The 23,883-nt window shown below is 45.4% G+C and carries 24 protein-coding genes; all 24 read left to right on the top strand.

The features are described 5' to 3' along the window. Window positions 1-7 precede the first annotated feature (7 nt). The 24 genes from flhB (at window position 8) to proS (ending at window position 23,863) form a co-directional block, all read left to right on the top strand. Entirely contained in the window at window positions 8-1,117 is a 1,110-nt protein-coding gene (gene flhB / locus ACFQ3J_RS10250; RefSeq protein WP_091155151.1) for a flagellar biosynthesis protein FlhB, read from the top strand. Then, window positions 1,117-3,150 carry a flagellar biosynthesis protein FlhA gene (gene flhA / locus ACFQ3J_RS10245; RefSeq protein WP_091155154.1) on the top strand — a complete coding sequence of 678 codons (2,034 nt, stop codon included), beginning with the start codon at window positions 1,117-1,119 and terminating at the stop codon, window positions 3,148-3,150. The genes flhB and flhA overlap by 1 nt, the downstream gene beginning before the upstream one ends. Further along, entirely contained in the window at window positions 3,147-4,445 is a 1,299-nt protein-coding gene (gene flhF / locus ACFQ3J_RS10240; RefSeq protein ID WP_251583219.1) for a flagellar biosynthesis protein FlhF, read from the top strand. The genes flhA and flhF overlap by 4 nt, the downstream gene beginning before the upstream one ends. After that, window positions 4,442-5,350: a MinD/ParA family protein gene (locus tag ACFQ3J_RS10235; RefSeq protein ID WP_091155158.1), complete on the top strand. Its 909-nt coding sequence runs from the start codon at window positions 4,442-4,444 to the stop codon at window positions 5,348-5,350. Before flhF ends, ACFQ3J_RS10235 begins: the two co-directional genes overlap by 4 nt. A gap of 31 nt (window positions 5,351-5,381) precedes the next feature. Further along, complete coding sequence (locus ACFQ3J_RS10230; RefSeq protein WP_091155160.1) at window positions 5,382-6,806, top strand: protein-glutamate methylesterase/protein-glutamine glutaminase; 1,425 nt, start codon at window positions 5,382-5,384, stop codon at window positions 6,804-6,806. A 23-nt stretch (window positions 6,807-6,829) separates the two neighbouring features. After that, window positions 6,830-8,899, top strand: coding sequence for a chemotaxis protein CheW (locus ACFQ3J_RS10225; RefSeq protein ID WP_251583221.1), 2,070 nt, complete (start codon window positions 6,830-6,832; stop codon window positions 8,897-8,899). A gap of 93 nt (window positions 8,900-8,992) precedes the next feature. Further along, the gene (locus ACFQ3J_RS10220; RefSeq protein WP_091155165.1) at window positions 8,993-9,454 is read left to right on the top strand and encodes a chemotaxis protein CheW; all 462 of its coding nucleotides are present in this window, start codon (window positions 8,993-8,995) and stop codon (window positions 9,452-9,454) included. Further along, window positions 9,454-10,074: a chemotaxis protein CheC gene (locus ACFQ3J_RS10215; protein WP_091155166.1), complete on the top strand. Its 621-nt coding sequence runs from the start codon at window positions 9,454-9,456 to the stop codon at window positions 10,072-10,074. Before ACFQ3J_RS10220 ends, ACFQ3J_RS10215 begins: the two co-directional genes overlap by 1 nt. Then, window positions 10,074-10,574 (top strand): chemotaxis protein CheD, encoded by a 501-nt coding sequence (locus ACFQ3J_RS10210; RefSeq protein WP_091155169.1) that lies wholly within the window; start codon window positions 10,074-10,076, stop codon window positions 10,572-10,574. Before ACFQ3J_RS10215 ends, ACFQ3J_RS10210 begins: the two co-directional genes overlap by 1 nt. Then, window positions 10,571-11,014: a hypothetical protein gene (locus tag ACFQ3J_RS10205; RefSeq protein ID WP_091155170.1), complete on the top strand. Its 444-nt coding sequence runs from the start codon at window positions 10,571-10,573 to the stop codon at window positions 11,012-11,014. Before ACFQ3J_RS10210 ends, ACFQ3J_RS10205 begins: the two co-directional genes overlap by 4 nt. Window positions 11,015-11,028: 14 nt before the next feature. Beyond that, window positions 11,029-11,817: a FliA/WhiG family RNA polymerase sigma factor gene (locus ACFQ3J_RS10200; protein ID WP_091155173.1), complete on the top strand. Its 789-nt coding sequence runs from the start codon at window positions 11,029-11,031 to the stop codon at window positions 11,815-11,817. 53 nt (window positions 11,818-11,870) lie between these two features. After that, entirely contained in the window at window positions 11,871-13,283 is a 1,413-nt protein-coding gene (locus ACFQ3J_RS10195; RefSeq protein ID WP_251583223.1) for a DUF342 domain-containing protein, read from the top strand. 32 nt (window positions 13,284-13,315) lie between these two features. After that, window positions 13,316-13,630 carry a hypothetical protein gene (locus ACFQ3J_RS10190; RefSeq protein ID WP_091155179.1) on the top strand — a complete coding sequence of 105 codons (315 nt, stop codon included), beginning with the start codon at window positions 13,316-13,318 and terminating at the stop codon, window positions 13,628-13,630. 89 nt (window positions 13,631-13,719) lie between these two features. Beyond that, window positions 13,720-14,250: a hypothetical protein gene (locus tag ACFQ3J_RS10185; RefSeq protein ID WP_251583225.1), complete on the top strand. Its 531-nt coding sequence runs from the start codon at window positions 13,720-13,722 to the stop codon at window positions 14,248-14,250. Next, window positions 14,247-14,843 (top strand): hypothetical protein, encoded by a 597-nt coding sequence (locus ACFQ3J_RS10180; protein WP_251583227.1) that lies wholly within the window; start codon window positions 14,247-14,249, stop codon window positions 14,841-14,843. Before ACFQ3J_RS10185 ends, ACFQ3J_RS10180 begins: the two co-directional genes overlap by 4 nt. Before the next feature lie 209 nt (window positions 14,844-15,052). Continuing rightward, window positions 15,053-15,751 (top strand): 30S ribosomal protein S2, encoded by a 699-nt coding sequence (gene rpsB, locus ACFQ3J_RS10175; RefSeq protein ID WP_091155186.1) that lies wholly within the window; start codon window positions 15,053-15,055, stop codon window positions 15,749-15,751. A 122-nt stretch (window positions 15,752-15,873) separates the two neighbouring features. Beyond that, window positions 15,874-16,524, top strand: a complete 651-nt coding sequence (gene tsf, locus ACFQ3J_RS10170) for a translation elongation factor Ts (RefSeq protein WP_091155189.1) — start codon at window positions 15,874-15,876, stop codon at window positions 16,522-16,524. Between the two features lie 251 nt (window positions 16,525-16,775). After that, window positions 16,776-17,504, top strand: coding sequence for a UMP kinase (gene pyrH, locus ACFQ3J_RS10165; RefSeq protein WP_091155192.1), 729 nt, complete (start codon window positions 16,776-16,778; stop codon window positions 17,502-17,504). Beyond that, a complete protein-coding gene (frr, locus tag ACFQ3J_RS10160; protein WP_091155195.1) occupies window positions 17,504-18,058 on the top strand; it encodes a ribosome recycling factor in 555 nt (184 codons plus the stop codon). Before pyrH ends, frr begins: the two co-directional genes overlap by 1 nt. 93 nt (window positions 18,059-18,151) lie before the next feature. After that, window positions 18,152-18,919, top strand: coding sequence for an isoprenyl transferase (locus ACFQ3J_RS10155; protein ID WP_091155197.1), 768 nt, complete (start codon window positions 18,152-18,154; stop codon window positions 18,917-18,919). A gap of 16 nt (window positions 18,920-18,935) precedes the next feature. Next, complete coding sequence (locus ACFQ3J_RS10150; protein WP_251583229.1) at window positions 18,936-19,730, top strand: phosphatidate cytidylyltransferase; 795 nt, start codon at window positions 18,936-18,938, stop codon at window positions 19,728-19,730. Window positions 19,731-19,786: 56 nt separating this feature from the next. Then, the gene (locus ACFQ3J_RS10145) at window positions 19,787-20,926 is read left to right on the top strand and encodes a 1-deoxy-D-xylulose-5-phosphate reductoisomerase (RefSeq protein WP_251583231.1); all 1,140 of its coding nucleotides are present in this window, start codon (window positions 19,787-19,789) and stop codon (window positions 20,924-20,926) included. Between the two features lie 141 nt (window positions 20,927-21,067). After that, a complete protein-coding gene (rseP, locus tag ACFQ3J_RS10140) occupies window positions 21,068-22,339 on the top strand; it encodes an RIP metalloprotease RseP (protein WP_091155204.1) in 1,272 nt (423 codons plus the stop codon). Between the two features lie 75 nt (window positions 22,340-22,414). Further along, window positions 22,415-23,863 carry a proline--tRNA ligase gene (gene proS, locus ACFQ3J_RS10135; RefSeq protein WP_091155206.1) on the top strand — a complete coding sequence of 483 codons (1,449 nt, stop codon included), beginning with the start codon at window positions 22,415-22,417 and terminating at the stop codon, window positions 23,861-23,863. Window positions 23,864-23,883 lie beyond the last annotated feature (20 nt).

Raw genomic sequence — 23,883 nt, 5'->3', positions numbered from 1 at the left:
AGCAGTAATGAGATTTAAACTGGACCTGCAGATGTTCTCAGGGGAAAAGACGGAGAAAGCTACCCCGAAAAAACGTCAGGAATCTCGTAAAAAGGGTCAAGTGGCCAAAAGTATGGAAATATCCGGAGCGGCCATTTTACTCGCCTGTTTCATGTGTCTGCTCATCTTTGGAGGATTTTACAAGGAACGCATAGCAGACGTCTTCAGAGATATCTTTGTTAACAGGCTGGATATGGAAGTGACAAGCGAGAACGTAATGGTCATGTTCGGACAATTTGGAATGGAAATTCTTATCCTCCTTGCACCGATCTTTGCCATCGCCGTTATCATCGGATTTGCAGCCAATTATATTCAGGTCGGATTTTTGCTTACAGGCGAAGGGGTCACGCCTAAATTCAGCAAGCTGGATCCGATCAAAGGCTTCAAGAACATATTTTCCATGCGAGCACTGGTGGAACTGTTGAAATCCATACTTAAGCTCGTCATTATCGGTTATTTGGTTTACGACATCCTGTGGGGGGCACGTGATGAATTTGCAGGCCTCAGCTTGTTGTCATTGGATGGCATTCTGAAATTTGCAGCGGAAATGACGCTGGATCTCGGAATCAATATTGGCGCAGCCTTATTTGTACTTTCTATTCTGGATTACATGTATCAGAGATATGAGCATGAGAAGAACATCAGAATGTCCAAACAGGACATTAAGGATGAGTATAAAAAGATGGAGGGCGACCCTCTCATTAAAGCGAAAATTCGCGAACGGCAAAGACGCATGGCGATGCAGCGGATGATGCAGGAAGTTCCCAATGCGGACGTCATTATTACGAATCCTACTCACTTTGCAGTCGCTTTGAAATATGATGGCAATGAAATGGAGGCACCCACTGTAATAGCAAAGGGCGCAGATCATATGGCATTACGCATTCGGGAGATTGCCAAAGAGCATGGTGTGGCGCTTATGGAGAATAAACCGCTTGCCAGGGCTTTGTTCCAAAGGACAGAGATCGGAGATTCTATTCCGGCAGATCTCTTCCAGGCGGTCGCTGAAATTCTTGCCTATGTTTACAAATTAAAAGGAAGATCGAATCATAAGGGGAATCGGAGGCATGGAAACTAGTGAAAATTAAAGACCTATCAATCCTGATCGGGATCATTGGCATCGTGCTAATGATGATTCTCCCTATTCCTGTTGGACTACTTGATGCACTGCTAGTAATCAACATCGCTATCGCTTTGGTTATTTTGCTAGTGGCGATGAATATGAGGGAAGCTCTGGAATTCTCCATATTCCCTTCCTTGCTGCTTGTGACGACCTTATTTCGTGTAGCACTTAACCTCGCAACGACCAAGCACATTTTGCAAGATGCTTATGCGGGACAGGTTGTTGCCACTTTTGGAAGCTGGATCTCCGGCGGTCAGCCGGTTATCGGTTTCATCGTGTTTCTTATCCTTGTCGTTGTTCAATTTATTGTAATAACGAAAGGTTCGGAGCGCGTGGCGGAGGTAGGAGCTAGATTTACGCTCGATGCGATGCCCGGGAAGCAGATGAGTATAGACGCGGATTTAAACGCAGGTCTTATTAATGAGCATCAGGCTAAAGATCGCCGAAGTAAAATCGAACGCGAAGCGGACTTTTACGGTGCGATGGATGGTGCGAGTAAGTTTGTTAAGGGAGACGCGATTGCGAGTATCGTTATTCTGCTCATCAACCTTATCGGCGGTTTTATTATCGGTATGGTAATGATGGGTATGAGCTTTACTGATGCGTTGTCTACTTATTCTCTGTTAACGATCGGAGACGGACTGGTCAGCCAGATCCCTGCACTACTCATTTCTACCGCATCCGGTATTATCGTTACACGTGCAGCTTCTAACGGCACAATGGCGGATGATATTACATCCCAGCTCTTCTCTTATCCGAAGCTTCTATATATTGTTGGAGCAACGGTTGCATTCCTAGGATTCTTCACACCAATTGAGCTGATTACAACATTGCCACTTGCGTTACTTCTCTTCTTTGCAGGGTGGAAGATGCAGCAGAATTTGAACAAACAGCAAATAAGTGATGAACAAATGGAAGAAGAGCAGCAGATTGAAGAGGTACGCAGTCCGGAAAGTGTAATTAATCTGCTTCAAGTGGATCCGATCGAATTCGAATTTGGATATGGACTTATCCCTTTAGCAGATACAGGACAAGGTGGAGATTTGCTTGATCGTATCATCATGATTCGAAGACAGTGTGCTCTTGAGCTGGGACTTGTCGTTCCGGTAATTCGGATAAGAGACAATATTCAGTTAAGGCCGAGCGAATATGTGATCAAGATTAAAGGGAACATCGTCGGGAGCGGTGAGCTTCTGCTCAATCACTATCTGGCGATGAGTCCAGGATATGATGATGATTCAATAACCGGGATTGAAACAACCGAACCTGCTTTTGGGCTTCCAGCACTATGGATTGACGAAGCCACTAAGGATCGGGCTGAATTGTCCGGCTATACCGTCGTCGATCCGCCTTCTGTTGTGGCGACTCATTTGACGGAAATGATTAAGAAGCATGCGCATGAGCTTCTAGGTCGTCAGGAAACGAAAGCTCTGGTGGATAACTTGAAAGAGAATTATCCAGCTCTGGTCGATGAGCTTATTCCATCGGTATTGTCCATTGGTGATATTCAAAAAGTACTGGCTAAACTTCTTCGTGAGAAAATTTCGATTCGGGATATGGTGACTATTTTTGAGTCGCTCGCGGATTACGGTACCTATACGAAAGATCCGGATGTACTCACGGAATATGTTAGACAAGCTCTATCCAGACAGATTACACAGCAGTTTACTCAAAAAGGGGAGACGATGCGTGTCATTACGGTTGGACCGAATCTGGAGAAGAAGATTGCGGAGAGTGTTCAGCAGACGGAGCAGGGGAGCTATCTAGCGCTTGATCCGGTATCAAGTCAGACGCTGTATCAGAAGCTGATGGAGCAAGTGAACCGACTGATTCAGACAGGTCAACAGCCGATTGTACTTACTTCACCGACAATCCGTATGTATTTGCGGCAATTGATCGAAAGAACGATGCAGGATATACCGGTCTTGTCCTACAGCGAACTGGAGCCTAATGTTGAAATTCAAAGTATCGGGGTGGTTAATCTATGAGAGTGAAAAAATATAGGGTGGATACCATGCCTGAAGCAATGGGCCTGATTCGCAGTGAGCTAGGAGCAGATGCGGTCATTTTATCGACAAAATCTATCAAAACAGGCGGATTTGCCGGGCTGTTCCGCAAACAAAAGATTGAAGTTGTAGCGGCGGTTGAGGAGTCGGCGGGATCGGCAGCATCGACCAATCTGCAACCAAGCCCTCCGGTTTCTCCGGCTCAGTCAAGATCGATCCCAAGAGCAATGGCCCCGGATGCTTACCGAAAAGTAGCAGACGGTATGAATAACGGAGAACAGGCACCGGCCAAGGAAAAACAGGAAGATGCAAAGCAAGAGAGTACGTCATACTGGGGGTCACGTTCAACAGTCCTTCCATCTCTTCCTGTTCAAGAGCCGCACCCGGAAGGGGCGGATTTTTCCGCTTCTACTGATCAAGCTCTGCTTGTTGAAATTCAGCAAATGAAGCAGATGATGGTCTCACTTGCTAAGCGAGATGCTCATGAAGCCGTGCTGCCAAGCAACCTGAATGAAGCGCGTACCAAACTAGTTCAACATGGCGTCAGCGATGAATTATGGATGAAATGGATCGATTCAGTAGCGGAGCAAGGGACAGAACAAACCGAGCAGAGCGGCTTAGCAATGGTGAAGGAAGAGATGAGGCAATTCCTCGCAGAGCGCATGGATGGCGGCATTGCACAGGACACACGTATCGTGTACGTTGCGGGTCCGACGGGTGTAGGTAAGACGACGACCATTGCCAAGCTGGCTGCTGAGCAAATGTTTAAGCACAAGCGCAAGGTCGGGCTTGTTACGGCAGATACGTACCGGATTTCAGCTGTTGAGCAGCTTAGAACCTATGCTTCCATTTTGGGGGTTCCGCTTGAGGTGGTTCAATCCCCTGCAGATACCAAGCGGGCAATGGAGCGTCTAGTGGATTGTGATCTTATTTTTATGGATACCGCAGGGCGAAACTATCGAAATGAAATGCTGGTGTCGGAATTGAACAGCCTGCTTCTCAATGAACCTAATAGTGAGATGGTGCTTGTCCTGAGTCTTACTTCAAAGACAGAGGACATGCTTGTCATCTTAGACCATTTCACTAAATATGGCCTATCTAAAGTCATCTTTACCAAAATGGATGAAACGGACAGTCTGGGTTCTATAATTAACGTGCTGTATCGTTACCCAGTGACACTGTCTTACATTGCTGATGGGCAGAATGTGCCTGATGACCTTATGGTGCCGGATGCCAAGACGCTCTCAGATTGCATATTGGGAAGTGATGGAGGATGAGTGATCAGGCTGCATCTCTCAGAGAATTAATGGCAACAAGGCCTATTCCGAAGATTCCGGAAGAGAACCTTACAACGAAGCAAAAGGTGAAGAAGCAGGCCAAATTGATTGCGGTAGCAAGCGGCAAAGGCGGTGTAGGGAAGTCCAACTTCACTTTAAATCTCGCATTGAAAATCCATGCTGCAGGCAAAAAGGTTCTCGTATTCGACGCTGATATGGGAATGGCCAACATCGATGTACTCATGGGGGTTTCCTCTAAATTCAGTCTATATCATGTGCTGACAAGAGAGAAACGGATTTCAGACATTATACAGCTTGGACCACTTGGTCTTCCTTATATCGCAGGCGGCTCCGGATTTGTAGAGCTGTTGTCTCTGACTGAACAGGATATCGATGCATTCACCCGTGATTTGGAGAGTCTAGCTTCGGAAATGGACTATATTTTCTTTGATACCGGTGCCGGATTATCACTGGAGAATAGAAGCTTTATCGCAGCAGCCGATGAATGTATTGTCGTGACGACCCCAGAACCGACGGCGATCACTGACGCTTACGCACTCATCAAGATGATGCACAAAATTAACGGTCACAGCCCTTTTGGTATGATCGTCAATCGGGCTGAGAACAAACGGGAGGCTGAGCAGGTCAGCTCGAAGATACAGCTGGTTGCTAAACGTTTTTTGGGAGCAGACATTCCGTTAATCGGATACGTGACCGAGGATAGTCATGTGATGCGTGCGGTCAAGAAGCAAACCCCCTTTACTACGTTATATCCGAACTGCACGGCTTCTAAGGATATGGAACGAATCTCCCAAAACTACACGGAGATGGGCAGACCGATATCGAGCGAGGGACCGGGTTTAAGAGGATTTGTTGCCAAGTGGCTGAGGAAAACGGCCCAATAAACAAGTTGAAATTATTTTAGAGGTGTCTTACATGTCAGTCTATCAGGTACTTGTGGTTGATGATTCAGCATTTATGAGAAAAATAATAACCGATTTAATTCAGCAGGATCCTTCTTTTCGTGTAGCAGATACCGCTGCGACAGGTGTGGAAGCTGTTGAGAAAGCCAGAAGACTTCACCCTGATTTAATTACGATGGATGTTGAAATGCCAGAATTAAACGGGCTTGATGCCTTGAAGATCATTATGTCCGAGCAGCCGATTCCCATCATCATGCTGTCAGGAATTAATGAGACCGGTCTTAAAGAAACCATCAAGGCGCTAGAAGCAGGTGCATTTGATTTTATACGTAAGCCCTCCATTCAATTTCGTCAGGATATTTATGAGGTGGGCAATGAGCTTCGTAACCAGATGAAGGAAGCCGTTCAGATGATGGAGCGGAGAGCCCGGAGAGCCGCGGAGAAGGATGAGGCTGCAGCAAGGACTGCTTCCTCAGGAGAGGAGCCGTCTACGTCTGCTAGGACCAAGAACAGAGATGCTGTTGTTCATCATAAGCTGCCTGACAAGACTATCGCACAAGAGTCTAAATCTGCTCATCCGGAGACAGCAAGCAAGAACATTCCAGCTCCGAGATCGGCGAAGAGCAAGTTGGATGACATCAAGTCCATTACCCAGAGGCTGGCCCAAGAATTAGAAACAGCCAAAAAAGAAACTGAGAAAAAAACAAGATCGAAATCGAGCAGAGCGGATAAGGAGCCTGCCAAACTGTCTTCCGATGTGATTAAAACAGAGCAGGAATCCTTGGCTCAAGTGAAAGCAGCCAAGACCAAGAAGCCTAAGAAGGCCGATTCATCGTCAAAACCTTCTGGTTCTTTCAGCAAATTGGTTGCCATCGGATGCTCGACAGGGGGCCCGCGTGCACTTAAGACGCTGCTGTCTCATTTCCCCGGGGATTTTGAGGCTCCGATTGTGATCGTCCAGCACATGCCGCCGGATTTTACCAGATCGCTGGCTGCTCGGCTTGATTCCTTCAGTGAGATTCATGTGGTTGAAGCAGCTCATGGAATGATCTTGAAGGCGGGAACTGCTTATATCGCTCCTGGCGGCTATCACATGAGAGTAAGGGAGAATGTTAATTCGGATTATGAGATTGAGCTCGGCAGTGAGGACCCGGTGAATGGACACAGGCCCTCAGTCGATACCCTATTTGAATCATTACTCCCGTTTGATGCTCTGGAAAGACATATAGCCATCTTGACGGGGATGGGCAGCGATGGAGCAAGAATGATGAAGCGTCTCTTCGAAGCTGGAGTTACTTCTACATTTGCCGAGAATGAGGAGACCTGCGTCGTATATGGGATGCCGCGTGCTGCAGCGGAGCTCGGATGTGTAAACCAGCTGCTCCCGCTGGAGGAGCTGGCCGAAAGACTGGTTAAAGCGGTCACTAGAAACGGTTAATTCGATAAAGGAGGTAATACAAAGTGGATATGAATCAATATTTATCCATGTTCATTGATGAGTCTAATGATCATCTCCAATCATTGAACGAGAAGATGCTCGAATTGGAAAATAATCCGGAGGACATCAGCATTGTTCAGGTTATATTCCGATCGGCTCATACACTTAAAGGAATGGCTGCTACTATGGGATTTGAGGATCTTGCCTCATTGACTCATAAGATGGAGAATGTGCTGGATTTGGTCCGCAATGAGAAATTGACCATGCAGGAGCCTATATTTGATGTTCTATTTCAGAGCTTGGATGCACTCGAGTCCATGGTACAGGACATTATGGCAGGCGGAGAGGGCAAGGCTGACGTGTCTGCCATTGTAGCTAAGCTACAGGCGATCGAGAATGGAGAAGCGAGTGTTGCTGATGCTGCATCAGAGATAAGCGCAGCAGATACATCTTCTAGTTCAACAGCGTTATCACTTGATGAATTTCAAGCATCCGTATTAACGCAGTCCATTACTGATGGGCAGGGCGCAGTGTTTGTACACGTCACCATCAGTAAGTCAAGCCAGCTTAAATCTGTTAGAGCTTACATGGTATTTGATTTGCTTGAGCGTTCCGGTGAGGTTATTAAGACAGAGCCTTCAGTACAAGAAATTGAGCAGGACCAATTCGATTACGATTTTTCACTATACTACATAACTCAAATGCAACCGGAAGAGCTGCAGCAGGCGATTCTGAACATTTCCGAGATTGAGAAGGTAGAAGTCGTACCATTAACCTTAGAAATGCTGGGACATATCGCCAGCAACGAAGCGGCTGCTTCTGTAGAGATGCCCCTGATAGAAGAGAAGAAAGCAGAAGTTAATAAGAATGATAAAGGAACTGCTAAACCGATCAAGCCGGCAGCAGACAAGAGTAGTGCGAAGCCAGCCGGCGCCGCAGTTGGAAACCGAACGATTAGAGTGGATATTGAACGGCTTGATGTACTGATGAATTTGTTCAGTGAGCTGCTGATTGACAGATCTAGACTAGAGCAGCTGGCAAGTGAGCTGGATCATTCTGATCTAATAGAAACGGTTTCTCATATGAGCAGAGTGAGCTCAGATCTGCAAAATATTGTTCTGAAGCTCAGGATGGTTCCGGTAGACACCGTCTTTAACCGTTTCCCAAGAATGGTAAGGGATCTGGCAAAGTCGCTGGATAAAAAGGTGGATTTGGTTATCACCGGTGCCGAAACGGAACTTGACCGCACGGTCATTGACGAAATTGGCGATCCGCTTGTCCACTTGCTTCGAAACGCTGTGGATCATGGTGTTGAGTCCATCTCCAAGCGAATAGAGGCAGGTAAGCCTGAAACAGGAACAATTCAATTAAGAGCCTTCCATAGCGGCAATCATGTATTCATTGAAATCGAAGATGATGGAGCTGGAATATACCGCGACAAGCTGCTTAAGACGGCTGTATCCCGCGGTGTAGTCACAGAAGCTGAAGGAGAATTGATGACAGACGAGCAGGTGTATCAGCTGTTGTTCGCTCCTGGATTTAGTACAGCCGAGACGATATCGGATATTTCCGGAAGAGGTGTAGGACTTGATGTCGTTAAGGCAAAAATAACTTCGCTCGGCGGAAATGTATCGATCCACTCCACGCCGGGACATGGAACGAATTTCTCGGTTCAGCTGCCACTTACGCTATCCATTATTGCAGCGATGTTGATTAGACTTGGGGAAGAAAAGTATGCAATTCCGTTATCCTCCATCGTGGAAACGGCAATTATCAAGAAAGAAAAAGTCCGTTATGTACACGGTTCAAAAATGATCAGCTTCAGAGACTCTATGATTCCTTATGTTTCGCTGTCGAAAGTGTTTAATGTCAGCGGATATACCGATGACGAAGAGGACGAAGTTGAAATTGTAGTCATTCGTAAGGGTGAACAGCTTGCTGCACTTGCGGTAGATGATTTTATCGGACAGAACGAAATTGTAATCAAGACTTTAGGTAAATACTTACCTGCCATACAAGGCATCTCAGGAGCAACGATTCTTGGGGACGGCCAGGTGGCTCTCATTATTGATCCAAATGGCTTCATTAAATAGAAGATTAGTATTTTCATGTTTCATAATAGATAGATTCGGCGGTGCTGGATTCCCGCATCCGAGGTTGTTCATTTCTTAAGGAGGTATTAGGTCATGGCAGAAGATATTAAAGTAATCGTATTTAAATTGGGTGAAGAAGAGTATGGCATTGAGGTCGATCAGGTTCAGACGATTGAGAGAATGATGCCGATTACGAGAGTTCCCAAAACCTATTCATTTGTAAAAGGCGTAGTTAATCTTCGTGGCATTGTTATTCCAGTTATTGATTTGCGTGGACGCTTTTCTCTCCCGGAGACGGAATACACCGATCATACTCGAATTATTATGGTCACTGTACAAGACATGCAAGTTGGATTTATTGTCGACTCGGCAAATGATGTATTAGACATCCATTCAGGAGATATCGAGAATCCACCAGAGGTTATTGGTGGCATAAAAGCCAAGTACTTGAGAGGTGTTGCAAAGCTGGGTGAAGATCGCTTGCTCATCATGCTCAATCTGGTGGAAGTGCTGAATAAGAGCGAAATTATCATGCTTGAAGGTATAGAAGGATAATGACACGCTCTTTTGATCAATTTCATGATATTGAAATGGATGTTCTGAAAGAAATAGGCAATATAGGTGCAGGCCATGCGGCTACTGCATTATCGACACTGCTGAACAGGCCAATCGATATGGGAGTTCCAACTGTTCAGCGTGTACCGTTCGAGTCGATTGCAGAAAGCGTTGGTGGTGACGAGAGTATCGTTACTGCTGTCTACTTTAGAGTGGAAGGTGATGCACCGGGGAATTTGTTTTTTATGATGACGCCGGAGGCAGCAAAACAGCTGTTGCATCACTTTAGTCGATCCGTGACAAATGAGGTGCTTGAATTCTCGGATATGGAACGATCCATCCTGTCCGAGATTGGAAATATACTTGCCGGATCCTACCTGTCTTCACTGGCAGACTTTACTCAACTAGCCATGCTGCCTACCGTACCCGGCTTTGCCGTTGATATGGCAGGTGCAATACTAAGTTACGGGCTGCTTCATATGAGTCATATGGGAAACGAAGCCTTACTAATAGATACGAATTTTTTGGAGGGATCAAATCGGGTGCAAGGACAATTTTTCCTTATACCTGATCCCGAATCCTTTGCCGCTATATTTGAAGCCCTTGGAGTACATGGCTGATGATTGAGCAAAAGAAGCTGATTAAGGTAGGAATGGCGGATTTAAACATTCTAGTTGAGCCAGGAGTTATTAGAACGACTGGGCTTGGATCCTGTGTCGGTGTCACATTGCACGATCCTGTGAGCAGAATTTGCGGCATGGCGCATGTTATGCTCCCCTCCTCTTCTATTGCAAGAGAAAGCATTGATTTGAATAGGGCAAAGTATGCTGATACCGCAATCGTACTATTGTTAGATAGAATGAAGGCGCAAGGAGCATCTCATCAGCATATTGTTGCGAAGATGGCAGGCGGATCACAGATGTTTCAATTTGCCGGATCTGGGGATACGTTACGTATTGGCCCTCGAAATACGGAAGCGTGTAAAGAAGCTTTGAATATAGCAGAAATTCCTCTGATCGCAGAAGATTGTGGTGGACACCATGGCAGAACCATTGATCTGGATCGGGATACAGGGGTGCTGACTATTCGAAGCGTTCAGATGGGTGTGAAGGAGTTATGACAACGTTGTTTGGTACGATTCGCATAAATTTTGTGTTTGGTCTTATTGGACTTGTGTATACATTTTTTGTTTCATACAGCAGTAATTTGTTATCTACCAGTTTATATCGTGCGGGAACGGCCTTTGTAATCTGGTTTGTCATTGCTTTTATTTGCAGATGGGTGCTGGGATACGTTCTGGCACCTTCGCAAAGTGCTGGAGATCATAGCAAGCAGAATGAAGAAAAGGAACATAAGGGAACCCAGCTGGATATAACGGCTCCTGATGACGATGAGGAGCTAAGGAATCTATTAAAGTATTCACCGCAAGAAGAAAGTGTCAATGAACCGAAAAAATCAGCAGCTAAAACGGGATTTGAACCACTTAATCCTCCGAAGCTTGTTCGGACAAAAGATGCTGAAGAATTGGCAAAAGCCGTTCGACACTTGTCAGACAATTAAGGGGGTGAAGCGATATGACAGGCCGAAATTCGTCCCATTTGGCAGATATGGACCTGTGGGAAAGATGGAAGGAACAAGGGGACCTGGATGCAAGGAACCAGCTGATTGAAAAACATCTTCATATCGTTCAGTATGTCTCAAGTCGACTTGCCGTCGGATTGCCCAAGAATGTATCAAAAGATGATTTGGAGAGCAATGGTGCTCTAGGACTGATGGATGCACTAGATAAATTTGACTATAAGCGCGGACTTCAATTCGAAACCTATGCCTCATGGAGAGTGCGAGGTGCAATTCTCGATGGCTTGCGCCAAGGTGACTGGGTGCCTAGATCTGTTAGAGAGAAGGCGAAGAAAATTGAGGAGGCCTATCAGCATCTTGAACAGAGATATTCAAGAAGTGTAACTGATGAAGAAATGGGCCAGTATCTCGACGTTTCTGCAGGAGATTTCAGGAATATGCTGCAGGAAGTGGCAGTAATGTCGCTTTATTCACTTGAAGATCCGCTGCGTGAAGAGGATGCCGAGACGCGTATGTCTCTATTAATCGATGAGAAAGCATATGCGCCTGAGCAGACCGTAAGAGATATTCATTTGAAGCAGGCTTTGATGCAGGGAATCGATAAGCTGACGGAAAAAGAAAGAATCGTTGTATCCCTACTATATTATGAGGATTTATCCTTGAGTGAAATTGCAGAAGTCATGTCATTGTCACCATCACGTATTTCCCAGCTTCACTCCAAGGCAATTCTGAGGCTGAGAGGTACTCTTGAAAAACAGCGTGAACTCTTAATGAACAGGCATTAGAATTAGAGTAATTTTAAAATAAGCTGTCTATGGAGAAAGAAGGAAGGTTGCAGATGACGCAGAAATTAGACCCAGCGCAGTACATCAAGGTACTGTTTTCAGCAGATCACAGCAGCGCAGTACTTGATATGATTAGACAAGAAGAATTTGAAATTACAGCTGGGGAATTAAAAGCATATCTTGCTCAGCAAGGAATCGTATACGGAATTCACGAGGATGTTCTACAAGATATCGCGAATCGTCCATCAGCATATTATGGATTAAAGCCGACGGTTGCTTCTGGTGAAGATCCGGTCCCAGGGACCGATGGAGTCATTGAATTAATTACGAACTTGATTGAAACCGGAGAGCGCAAGCCGCTCGAAACAGAGGGCGGGAGAGTAGACTACAAAGAAATTACTCAGCTCAGCAACGTGAAAAAAGGGCAGGTTATTGCCAGGCGGATCCCGCCTGAGCCAGGCATACCTGGGAAGAGTGTCAAAGGTGAAACGATACCCTACCGTCCAGGCAAGGAAGCCAGATTTAAGCCAGGCAAGAATGTGGTCGTTAATGCTGAAGGCGATGCGATGTATGCCGCACTAGATGGTCTTGTAACTCCTACGGAAAAGGATCGGATCAATGTATTCCCTGTGTACGAGGTGAACGGAGACATTGATTATAATACCGGAAATATCGATTTTGTAGGGACGGTCGTAATCAGAGGGAACGTTTTGACGGGCTTTAAAGTTAGAGCTGCAGGAGATATCCGTGTAGTTGGCGGGGTCGAAGGTGCCGAGCTCTATGCTGGAGGTTCTATACAAGTTACAAGCGGAATCATTGGGTATAATAAGGGGCTTATTCAAGCAGGCGTCGATGTTAAGAGCTCGTTTATTCAAGATGCCAATGTAGAGGCCGGAGGGAGTGTATATGTAACTCAGAGCATCATGCATTCTAATATTAGGGCAGGCAAGCAATGCATATGTGAAGGTACCAAAGGCCTCATTGTTGGCGGTGTCATTCAGGCTGGTGAAAAAGTCATAGCACGGACAATTGGGAATACGATGTCAACCCTGACAACGATTGAAGTGGGTGTCGTTCCAGAGCTGCGCAATGAGCTTGCACAGCTGAGGACAGAGCTCAAAGCCCAAACTGAAAGCATCGACAAGACGGCAAAGGCATTACATTTGCTGGATCAAATGGCTGCATCCGGGCAGCTGGCCCCTGATAAAATAAGTATGAGAATGAAGCTTCAGGTCACCCATCAGTCAAGTATGCGAGAACTTGCTGAAGTTAAGGAACGGATTCTTGAAATTGAGAAAATGCTCGAGGACACATCCAATGCCAGTGTAGATGTCATGAAGACCATCTACGGCGGTTCTAAAATAGTTATCGGCAGATACACTAGATTTGTTAAAGATTCAGCGACAAGAATATCGTTTTTTTATCATAATGGCGATATATCAATGCTACCCTTAAAAGGAATGTAAACTTTATTACAGCCAAAGGAGTGACTTTTCAGATGAGTCTAAAAGCGGTTGAACTTCAGATTGCTATTCCGCGCACGAGTGAGGCGGGACGTTATCAAAGCGAATACGACCACAGAAGATCATCAGAGCAGTCGCTGCTCGCGGATAATCAGTCCAAACAGATCAAGAAGAAAGCCAAGCAAAGTCCAAAAACGAACGAGTCAGAGCAGGCAAGTATCAAGGATCAGCGCAATTCTTCACACACAATGGTGGGTCAGTTGAATCAGAGTAATGAGCAAGCTGATGAAACAGCAACAGTGCCCGCGGAGCATCCATTTAAGGGGAAAAATTTTGATGTAAGTTTGTAGTCTCATAAGAAAATGTCAAAGCTTCTGAATAGCAATAATTCTTAATATAATCAGAACGCACGTGCACGTAAATAAAGGAGAACAGGCTCATGCAACCATGGAGTACTATCGTCTTGCTTGGCCTATGTGTCATTGTATTCGCTTGGTTTGTGCCCAAATCAAGGACGGATTCAGGACAAAAGGCTGTAAAGGACGTAGAGTCTACACTGGATCGATACCTGGCAGAAATTGAACTTGAGAATGAGAAGGTTATTCACAGGCTCAAGCTCTATCAGCAGGAATGGTCAGAGACAGACAAACGCAGAGAACAGGAAATTCTTGATTTGAGCCAGCAGCTCAGTTCACTTCAGTCCCATCTAGCGGCACAGTCAGCTCATAAGGAAACAGTGACGGCACCAGCATCTATTCAAGAGAGAGAGCTTGCTGCTGCGGTAGAAGATCCGATCATACAGAACAAGGAAACCTCTTCAGAAACAAATTCAATTCAGTCACGATTTCCAGAGTTGTTCAGGCTCTACTTGGAAGGGAAGTCTGTAGATTATATCTCCAGCAAGTTGAACATGCCTAAAGGAGAGGTCCAGGTTATATTGCAGCTAGGGAATAAGGAGGAGAGTCGATGATCAAAAATCGGTCCTTTCTTATTGGACTTGGAACCGGAATTGCAGCAGGCGCTTTGATTCTACAACTGGCTTTGATCGGACAAGGACAAGCTGGAGGACAGCCGACTCAGGATCTCAGTACACTATCGAGAGAAGAGCTTCAAGAGGCAGCGGAAGAATTGGAGCTCAAGGTATATGATGCATCTGCTGAGGTCATGACAGAAGAGGAATGGACCGAGGCTAGGGCGGGGGAGCAGGCGCAGGATAACAGCACATTATCCGGCACTAACTCCGGCAATGCGTCGAGCAGCGGCGGACCTGCTGTAAGTGTGCCTGAACAGCCGGATCAGCCGGAAGCACCGGAGAATACCAATTCTCCCAATCCGGCCGGCGAGCCAGTACCGGGTACGGTTTCTTATCGTGTAATAAACGGGGCTACCTTAAATGATGTAGCAGATAATCTGTTATCTCTTCGCGTAATAGAGGATCGGGACGCATTCGTTGAAGAGGCGATAAATCAAGGAATCAACAGGAAGATTCAGGTAGGCACCTTTGAGTTCACTGAGGGAGAATCAATAGATTCTATAATATCAAAACTTATATCAGGTCCCTGAACAGAGACGAGATTTTTGAAGGTATTGTGAAAATAAATGAGATTCATGCCAACTTTGTTGCATCGAGGATGCAGTTGTGATATATTAATTGACGGTGTTAAAACACACGCTGTGCTAATTCTGTCGAGGGTGCTTGCCTTATGGTAAGTCTTGACGGGAAATGATGCCGGCGGAGGACACAAAAACCAATAATTAGGAGGTGTGTGGAGATGGCAGTTATCTCCATGAAACAGCTTCTCGAAGCTGGGGTTCACTTCGGTCACCAAACTCGCCGTTGGAATCCAAAGATGGATCGTTATATCTTCACTGAAAGAAACGGTATTTACATCATTGACTTGCAAAAGACAGTGAAAAAGGTTGAGGAAGCTTACAACTTTGTTAAGAGTATCGCAGGAGAGAATGGAACAATTCTTTTCGTAGGTACTAAGAAACAAGCTCAAGATTCCGTAAAAGAAGAAGCAGAGCGCGCGGGTCAATTCTACATTAACCAACGCTGGCTTGGTGGTACTCTGACTAACTTCCAAACTATTCAAAAACGTATCGATCGTTTGAAGCAGCTGGAAACTTGGGAAGAGGATGGCACATTCCAAGTGCTGCCTAAGAAAGAAGTTATCATTCTCCGCAAAGAGAAAGACCGTCTCGAGAAATTCCTCGGCGGTATCAAGAACATGAAGGGTCTTCCTAGCGCCCTGTTCGTAATCGACCCACGTAAAGAGCGTATCGCTGTTGCGGAAGCTCGCAAATTGGGTATCCCAATCGTAGGTATCGTTGATACAAACTGCGATCCGGACGAAATCGATTATGTCATTCCTGGTAACGATGACGCGATTCGCGCGGTTAAATTGCTTACTGGTAAAATGGCTGATGCTGTTATCGAAGCTCATCAAGGCGAAGAAACATCCGCTTAAGCATGACTTTGTAAGGGTCTCATGTATATGAATTAAATGAAAAGGGTGGTTGGTAGGTGGATAACCTTTCACTGCCCTTTTTTTAGGGTCATACGCAAAATTATCCTCTGGAGGGAAAACAAATGGCAGTAGATGCGAAATTGGTTAAAGAACTTCGCGAAAAAACTGGCGCTGGTATGCTGGATTGCAAAAAAGCACTGGAAGAAGCGAACAATGATGTAACAAAAGCAACTGAAATTCTTCGTGAAAAAGGTCTGGCTGCAGCAGCAAACAAAGCTGGCCGTGTAGCAACAGAAGGTGTGGTTCAATCTTACATCCACGCTGGCGGACGTATCGGCGTATTGGTTGAAGTTAACTGCGAAACAGACTTCGTAGCTATGACTGATCAATTCAAAGAGTTTGCACGCGACATCGCTATGCACATCGCTGCTTCCAGCCCGCGTTATGTAACTCGTGAAGAAGTTCCTCAGGAAGAACTTGAGAAAGAAAAAGAAATTTTGAAAGCTCAAGCTCTGAACGAAGGTAAGCCAGAAAAAATCGTTGAAAAAATGGTTGAAGGCCGTATCGGCAAATACTATGAAGAGTTCTGCTTGCTTGAGCAATCCTTCGTTAAGAATCCTGATCTGACAATTCAACAATTGCTGAACGAAAAAATCAGCACAATCGGTGAAAATATTTCCATCCGTCGCTTTGTTCGTTACGAACTGGGTGAAGGTCTTGAGAAAAAACAAGATAACTTCGTAGAAGAAGTTATGGCACAAGTGAAAAACTAATTATTGAAACATTTATGAACAGAAATCGTACTTGCCCATGTCTTCTGAAGATATAATTAGATTAGCTTCAAGAGATTTTACAAGACACCTTTATATTGAAAGAAGAACTGGATAGTCCGAGATTCGGCTCAGAAAGTTTTCTTTAACTAAGAGTGGAACACAATCCGTGTTCCTTTCTTTTTAACTAATATGAGGTTTACAAGTGCTTATTTGACGTGGGGAAGCGTCATTTTGAAGTGGAGGGTGAACATTTGAAACAGCCTGTATTTAAAAGGGTAGTACTTAAGGTCAGCGGCGAATCGCTGGCAGGACAAAATGGATATGGCATCGATGCGGAAACAATCTCATCAATTGCTACGCAGGTCAAAGAAGTTGTGGAACTGGGTGTGGAAGTTGCAATCGTATGCGGTGGAGGTAACATCTGGCGCGGCATCGCAGGCAGCGAGAACGGAATCGATCGGGCTACTGCAGATTACATGGGTATGCTCGCCACGGTGATGAACTCCTTGGCGCTGCAAGATGCACTTGAGCAGATTGAAGTGCCGACTCGTGTGCAAACTTCAATTGCGATGCAGCAAATTGCAGAGCCTTATATTCGCCGTAGAGCGATTCGTCATCTTGAAAAAGGACGCGTCGTCATCTTTGCGGCAGGAACAGGTAACCCATTCTTCTCCACAGATACGACAGCAGCGCTTCGCGCGGCAGAGATTGAAGCTGAAGTGATCCTGATGGCCAAAAATAAAGTGGATGGAGTTTATTCCGCAGATCCATTTAAAGACAGCACAGCTGTGAAATATGAGCAATTAACATATCTTGATGTATTGAACAAGAACCTGGGAGTTATGGACTCCACTGCTTCCTCACTCTGTATGGATAACAACATTCCACTCATTGTATTCGCTATTACTGAACAAGGGAATATCAAACGTGTTCTGCTGGGCGAAAAAATTGGAACCATCGTTAAAGGGAGTGTAGACTAATGCCACAATCAATTAAGAAGAATGCTGAAGAACGCATGGACAAAGCGATTCAAGCACTGAAACGGGATCTTTCAACACTTCGTGCAGGTCGTGCAACACCTGCTCTACTTGATCGTATTCAAGTTGAATACTACGGTGCTATGACGCCTTTGAACCAGCTTGCGAATATTAATACACCGGATTCCCGTACGCTGATGATTCAGCCTTGGGATAAGTCCTCTCTCGCTGATATCGAGCGTGCGATCATGAAATCTGACTTGGGACTGACACCAGCGAATGACGGAGCGATGATTCGTTTGTCAATTCCTCCGCTTACAGAAGAGCGCAGAACAGAGCTGGTTAAATTCACGAAGAAATTCGGTGAAGAAGCCAAGGTTGCGATTCGTAATATTCGCCGCGATGCGAATGATGATATTAAGAAACTCGAAAAAACCGATATTTCGGAAGACGAGTCTCGCAGACATCAAGAGGATATTCAAAAAGCAACAGACAAGTTCGTTGCAGAAGTGGATAAAGTTCTTGCTGCAAAAGAAAAAGAAATTATGGAAGTATAATTAAGCATAGCATACGGCCCCTCCGCCTTCGGTGGGGTTTGCTCTTTTCACAAGAGTGAAAAGAAACTTCATGGGAATTTTGGAGGAAGTCGAATGATGAAACGCTTTCGGTCATGGTTAAACGGTGATGACAAGAAAGAGCTGCCACAGTTGTCCAAGGATAACATCCCGAAGCATGTTGCGATTATTATGGATGGTAACGGAAGATGGGCTAAACGGCAGGGCTTGCCCCGTATTATGGGTCATCAGAGTGGCATGAAGGCTGTTAAACGTGCTACGATAGCTGCAAATGATTTAGGTGTGGAATATTTGACCATGTATGCCTTTTCCACCGAAAATTGGACCAGACCAAGAGACGAAGTTGATTTTTTGATGAGACTGCCCGTTGATTTTTTATCACAGGAACTGGATGAACTCATTGAAAAAAATGTGCGCGTCGAAATGATGGGGCATGAAGAGCAGCTTCCGGAACATACAATCAAGGCGGTTAAAGAGGCGATCGAGAAGACCAAACACAATACCGGAATGGTACTGAATTTTGCTCTGAATTATGGTAGCCGCAAGGAAATCACGGAAGCGGTGAGATCACTCGGTCATAAAATTGAAGCCGGGGAACTTCAAGCAAGTGAGATTACGTCTGAGCTCATCGGGGAACATTTGTTATCAAGCAGCATGCCTGATCCTGATTTGCTTATACGCACAAGTGGTGAGCTTCGTTTGAGTAATTTCATGCTGTGGCAGCTTGCTTATAGTGAAATGTGGTTTACTGACATTTATTGGCCTGAATTCGAGAAGCAGCATTTGTATGAGGCTGTAGCTGAATATCAGCAAAGAACGAGAAGATATGGCGGTTTGAAGTAATGGAGGATGGACCAAGTTGAAAGAGCGAGTCATAACGGGAATTGTTGCCGGAGTATTTTTTCTGGGATTTGCAATATTGGGAGGAACTTGGTATAACGTTCTGATCCTCATGATGTCTCTGATCGGTTTATACGAATTTATTCGTATGATTGGGGTCTCGACATTTGGGGGAACTGCATTTATAGGCTATATAGGTGTTCTGATACTCGTATTTCCATCAATACTTGCAAGCTTAGATATATCAATGTCGCTTATTCAGATCGTATGGCTCTTAATGCTGCTGTTCCTCTCTGCTACAGTAACGACCAAGAACAAACTGACCGTTCAAACAGCGGCACTGATGTTTATTGGTGTCGTATATGTTGGGATCGGTTTTTATTATATTGCAGCAACTCGTCAGTTACAGGACGGTTTGTTCTGGACTTTTATGATTTTAGTCAGCATATGGGGCAGTGATGCCGGTGCTTATTTCGTAGGCAAGAGTATCGGTAAACATAAGCTCTGGCCTGTGATCAGCCCGAACAAAACGGTTGAAGGGGCCATCGGCGGCATCGTAATCGCAGTTATCGTTTCGATAGCTTTTGCTCTATTGTCAGATGGAATCGTTGGTGTTGGAAACGCAGTGCTGATCGGACTGTCATCTGCGATCATTGGACAAATGGGTGATTTGGTTCAGTCTGCATACAAACGTGTGTATGGAATTAAGGATTCAGGCAGTCTGCTGCCTGGGCATGGCGGTATCCTTGATCGCTGTGACAGCTGGATATTTGTATTTCCGTTTGTACATATGCTCGCACTGATACCTTACTAGCAGAGATAATGTATAACCACAATTGTGCGATCAAAGAATGACATGAGGTGTACCATATGAAGAAAATATCAGTTCTTGGTTCGACAGGCTCCATTGGAACTCAGACATTGGATGTCATATCAATGCATCCGGATAAATTTCAAGTGGAAGGCTTATCTGCTGGATCGAATGTGGAGCTGCTGATAGAGCAGGCGAACGTTTATCGCCCTAAGAAAGTATCTGTAGGTCGTATGGATGATGTCGATATCGTCAAATCAAATGTTCCTGCGGGTACAGAAGTGTATTTCGGCGAAGAAGGATTAATTGAAGTGGCTGCCGGAACGGATGCAGAGATGGTAATTACAGCGGTCATGGGTAGTGTGGGTCTCAAATCTACCTTGGCGGCTATCAAGGAACAGAAGCAAATCGGACTTGCGAACAAGGAGACCCTTGTGACAGCAGGACATTTGGTTACATCACTAGCCAAAGACAAAGACGTTCAAATTATACCTGTGGACAGCGAACATTCTGCCATATTTCAATGCCTGAACGGCGAAGAGATTCGTGAAGTGAAGAATATAACGTTAACTGCCTCAGGCGGATCGTTTAGAAATTTAAGCCGAGATCAGCTTCAGCATGTGACGGTGGAGGATGCACTGAAGCATCCAAACTGGTCCATGGGTTCCAAGATTACGATTGATTCAGCGACAATGGTGAATAAAGGACTTGAAGTCATTGAAGCCAGATGGCTGTTCGGTCTGCCTTACGAGCAAATCAACGTTTTGCTGCATCCAGAGAGTATTATTCATTCCTTTGTCGAGTTTCAGGATACGAGCATGATTGCGCAGATGGGAAATCCTGATATGCGGGTGCCGATTCAATATGCATTAACTTATCCGAAAAGGCTGCCTTCACCTGCAAAATCTTTGTCGCTCACTGAGATTGGATCTTTGCATTTTAAAGAGATGGATATGGAACGATTCCCTTGCCTGCGGCTTGCATTTGAATGCGGCAAAATGGGAGGTACCGCAACAACGGCGTTTAATGCAGCTAACGAAGTAGCTGTTGCGCGGTTCTTGAAAGGTGAAATTTCCTTCCTCAAGATCGAGGAGATCATTGAACGGGTAATTGAAGCTCACAGCAATGAACTAAATCCTGATCTTTCTGAAATTGACAGAGTGGATCAATATGTAAGGACGCTAGCAGGACAAATGTAAACAAGGTTTCATCCTGCTTACTAGGTTCAATAAGGAGATGCTGCTCAAAAGATTTGATTCTCTTGTATCCCCTGTCTGAATAATGATAATGTAAGTAGGACATGACTAGCTCTTCTTAAGTAAAAGGAGGATGGAAGTAATTTGGAAACCTTGCAAATCGTAGTACTAACAGTACTCATGTTTTTCGTCATTGTGACGGTGCATGAATGGGGCCATTACTATTTTGCCAAGCGTGCAGGAATTCTCGTCAGAGAATTTGCGATCGGTTTTGGTCCAAAGCTGTTTTCTTATAAGCACCAGGAGACGGTGTTCACTCTGCGTTTGCTTCCGTTTGGAGGATATGCACGGATGGCGGGTGAAGATCCGGAACTCATTGAGATTCAGCCAGGTCAGACGATTGCGATTAAAGCAGCAGACGGACTGGTGAAATCGATATACCTTGATCAGCTGGATAACCGCAAAAATGTGGTGCGTGGAGAGATCCTCACGATTGATCTGGAGCGCAGACTTATGATTGAGATGGACGTTGATGGAGAGAAGCAGCAATTCCCTGTCCATCCACAGGCAATGCTCATTGCAAGAGGACAGGAGACACAGATTGCTCCTAAGGATCGCCAGTTTAACAGCAAGACGGTCGGTCAAAGAGCACTGGCCATTTTTGCCGGACCGTTTATGAATTTCCTGCTGGCCTTCGTCCTGTTTGCGATTCATGCCATGATAGCCGGCGTCCCTGCTGAGAACCCAACCTATGTGAAGATCGGCAATATCAGTGAAGGAATGCCTGCTGCAGAAGCAGACCTTCGCAAAGGCGATATTATTGAAACTATTAATGGCGAAGCCATTGGTGGAGATTACAATAAAATGGTGGCCATGATTGCTGAATCAATGGATAAACCCATGGATTGGACTGTGCGTAGGGGAGAAGAGGTATTCAATCTAAGTATTACGCCTAGACCAATGGAAGGCCAGGAAGGTGGGAAAGTCGGAATCACACCTGAATTGCAAACAGAGGATGTCGGATTCTTCCAGTCCTTTGCTGTGGCCGGTGATCATATGGTTACAACTACAAAAAGCATATTTGAAGGCTTCCGGATGCTGATTGCTCAGTTCAATATCGATGATCTGGGAGGACCGGTTCGCACATTTGAAGTGACGGGTCAAATTGCGAAGCAGGGCATTTTACAGTTGACACAATGGACGGCAATCCTTAGCCTGTATTTAGGGATATTCAATCTATTGCCGATTCCAGCATTGGATGGAAGCCGACTTATCTTCTTGGGGATTGAAGGGCTTCGCGGCAAACCGATTGATCCGAATCGTGAAGGCATGGTGCACTTCATTGGGTTTGCGATGCTGTTCTTGTTGATGATTGCTGTAACCTATAACGATATTTTAAGATTGATTAATGGATAATTGTTGTTCGCATATCATAATGACCGAATGGATCATTAATGATGTGAGAACTATGGGAGGACGGAAACGAGTCTTATGTCGAACGATAAACAGTTTGTCACTGAAATTACACCCCAGTCTGAGGATTTCTCTCGCTGGTATATAGACACCATTAAGAAAGCGGATCTGATGGATTACTCTCCAGTTCGGGGATGTATCGTATTCAAACCGGATGGCTATGAAATCTGGGAGCATATTCAGGAAGAAATGGACCGTCGTTTCAAAGAAACAGGTCATCGTAATGCATACTTCCCGATGTTTATCCCGGAGAGCTTCTTCCAGAAGGAGAAGGAGCATGTTGAAGGCTTTAATCCTGAACTGCCATGGGTAACTGAGGCAGGAGGGGAGAAGCTTGAGGAGAGACTTGCGATTCGTCCTACCTCTGAAACGATCTTTGGACATATGTATTCCAAATGGATTCAGTCCTATCGTGATCTGCCGGTTATGATCAATCAGTGGGCAAATGTGGTTCGTTGGGAAAAACGTACGATGCCTTTCTTGCGTACAAGTGAGTTCTTGTGGCAAGAAGGTCATACTGCTCATGAAACAGAAGAGGAAGCTCGTCAGGAAACGATGCAAATGCTGGAAGTGTACCGTGAGGTCGTGGAGAACGTACTGGCGATTCCGGTCATCAAGGGGCAAAAGACCAGATCCGAAAAATTCGCCGGTGCAGTGGACACATTCTCCATTGAGGCCATGATGAAGGATGGACGAGCGGTTCAAGCGGGAACTTCCCATTACATGGGCACCAATTTTGCCAAAGCTTTTGAAATACAGTACTTGAACCGGGAAAATACACTAGAGTATGCACATACCACTTCATGGGGGACAAGCACACGTCTGATTGGTGCCATGATTATGGTGCACGGTGATGATCGTGGACTGGCACTGCCTCCAAAGGTTGCGCCTACACAAGTGATCATGATTCCAATTGGACCTCCAAAGACACGTGATCAAGTCGTTGGCCGGGCTGATGAGTTGTATGCAGAACTGAAGAAGGCTGGTATTCGTGTTAAAATGGACGATCGCAGTGATGTGCGTCCTGGGTGGAAGTTTAACGAATATGAAATGCGCGGTGTTCCTGTACGCCTTGAGATCGGTCCTCGTGACATGGAGAACGGAGTATGTGTTCTTGTATCCAGAATCTCCGGTGAGAAGAAGGTAGTTCAGCAGGCAGACTTGGTAGAAGAGATCAAGGCTATGCTGGAGCAAGTACAGAACGAAATGTTCGAGCGTGCGCAGAACTTCATGAAGGACAACTTCTACTCCGTGGATACACTTGACGAGATGAAGGAACTGATGGAAGAGAAACGCGGCTTCTCACTTGCCGGCTGGTGCGGTTCGGATGCTTGTGAAGACAAGGTCAAAGAAGTGACAGGGGCGACTAGCCGTAACATTCCGTTTGAACCCGCTGAGGAAAAACATACTTGTCTGGTATGTGGACAGAAAGCAGAACATACGGTAGTATTTGCTAGAGCATATTAATTTTTTTTGAGTATACATGA

The organism is Paenibacillus provencensis, assembly GCF_042678545.1.
Classification (GTDB): domain Bacteria; phylum Bacillota; class Bacilli; order Paenibacillales; family Paenibacillaceae; genus Paenibacillus; species Paenibacillus provencensis.
The sequence above is the reverse complement of the archived record's forward strand: the minus strand, read 5'-3'. Positions and strand labels throughout refer to the sequence as shown.

What these genes read in the sequence shown, in the direction of transcription:
- flhB (WP_091155151.1), top strand. Translation starts at nt 8, where the DNA reads ATGAGATTTAAACTGGACCTGCAGATGTTCTCAGGGGAAAAGACGGAG.
- flhF (WP_251583219.1), top strand. Translation starts at nt 3,147, where the DNA reads ATGAGAGTGAAAAAATATAGGGTGGATACCATGCCTGAAGCAATGGGC.
- ACFQ3J_RS10235 (WP_091155158.1), top strand. Translation starts at nt 4,442, where the DNA reads ATGAGTGATCAGGCTGCATCTCTCAGAGAATTAATGGCAACAAGGCCT.
- ACFQ3J_RS10230 (WP_091155160.1), top strand. Translation starts at nt 5,382, where the DNA reads ATGTCAGTCTATCAGGTACTTGTGGTTGATGATTCAGCATTTATGAGA.
- ACFQ3J_RS10220 (WP_091155165.1), top strand. Translation starts at nt 8,993, where the DNA reads ATGGCAGAAGATATTAAAGTAATCGTATTTAAATTGGGTGAAGAAGAG.
- ACFQ3J_RS10215 (WP_091155166.1), top strand. Translation starts at nt 9,454, where the DNA reads ATGACACGCTCTTTTGATCAATTTCATGATATTGAAATGGATGTTCTG.
- ACFQ3J_RS10210 (WP_091155169.1), top strand. Translation starts at nt 10,074, where the DNA reads ATGATTGAGCAAAAGAAGCTGATTAAGGTAGGAATGGCGGATTTAAAC.
- ACFQ3J_RS10205 (WP_091155170.1), top strand. Translation starts at nt 10,571, where the DNA reads ATGACAACGTTGTTTGGTACGATTCGCATAAATTTTGTGTTTGGTCTT.
- ACFQ3J_RS10200 (WP_091155173.1), top strand. Translation starts at nt 11,029, where the DNA reads ATGACAGGCCGAAATTCGTCCCATTTGGCAGATATGGACCTGTGGGAA.
- ACFQ3J_RS10195 (WP_251583223.1), top strand. Translation starts at nt 11,871, where the DNA reads ATGACGCAGAAATTAGACCCAGCGCAGTACATCAAGGTACTGTTTTCA.
- ACFQ3J_RS10190 (WP_091155179.1), top strand. Translation starts at nt 13,316, where the DNA reads ATGAGTCTAAAAGCGGTTGAACTTCAGATTGCTATTCCGCGCACGAGT.
- ACFQ3J_RS10185 (WP_251583225.1), top strand. Translation starts at nt 13,720, where the DNA reads ATGCAACCATGGAGTACTATCGTCTTGCTTGGCCTATGTGTCATTGTA.
- ACFQ3J_RS10180 (WP_251583227.1), top strand. Translation starts at nt 14,247, where the DNA reads ATGATCAAAAATCGGTCCTTTCTTATTGGACTTGGAACCGGAATTGCA.
- rpsB (WP_091155186.1), top strand. Translation starts at nt 15,053, where the DNA reads ATGGCAGTTATCTCCATGAAACAGCTTCTCGAAGCTGGGGTTCACTTC.
- tsf (WP_091155189.1), top strand. Translation starts at nt 15,874, where the DNA reads ATGGCAGTAGATGCGAAATTGGTTAAAGAACTTCGCGAAAAAACTGGC.
- frr (WP_091155195.1), top strand. Translation starts at nt 17,504, where the DNA reads ATGCCACAATCAATTAAGAAGAATGCTGAAGAACGCATGGACAAAGCG.
- ACFQ3J_RS10155 (WP_091155197.1), top strand. Translation starts at nt 18,152, where the DNA reads ATGATGAAACGCTTTCGGTCATGGTTAAACGGTGATGACAAGAAAGAG.
- ACFQ3J_RS10145 (WP_251583231.1), top strand. Translation starts at nt 19,787, where the DNA reads ATGAAGAAAATATCAGTTCTTGGTTCGACAGGCTCCATTGGAACTCAG.
- proS (WP_091155206.1), top strand. Translation starts at nt 22,415, where the DNA reads ATGTCGAACGATAAACAGTTTGTCACTGAAATTACACCCCAGTCTGAG.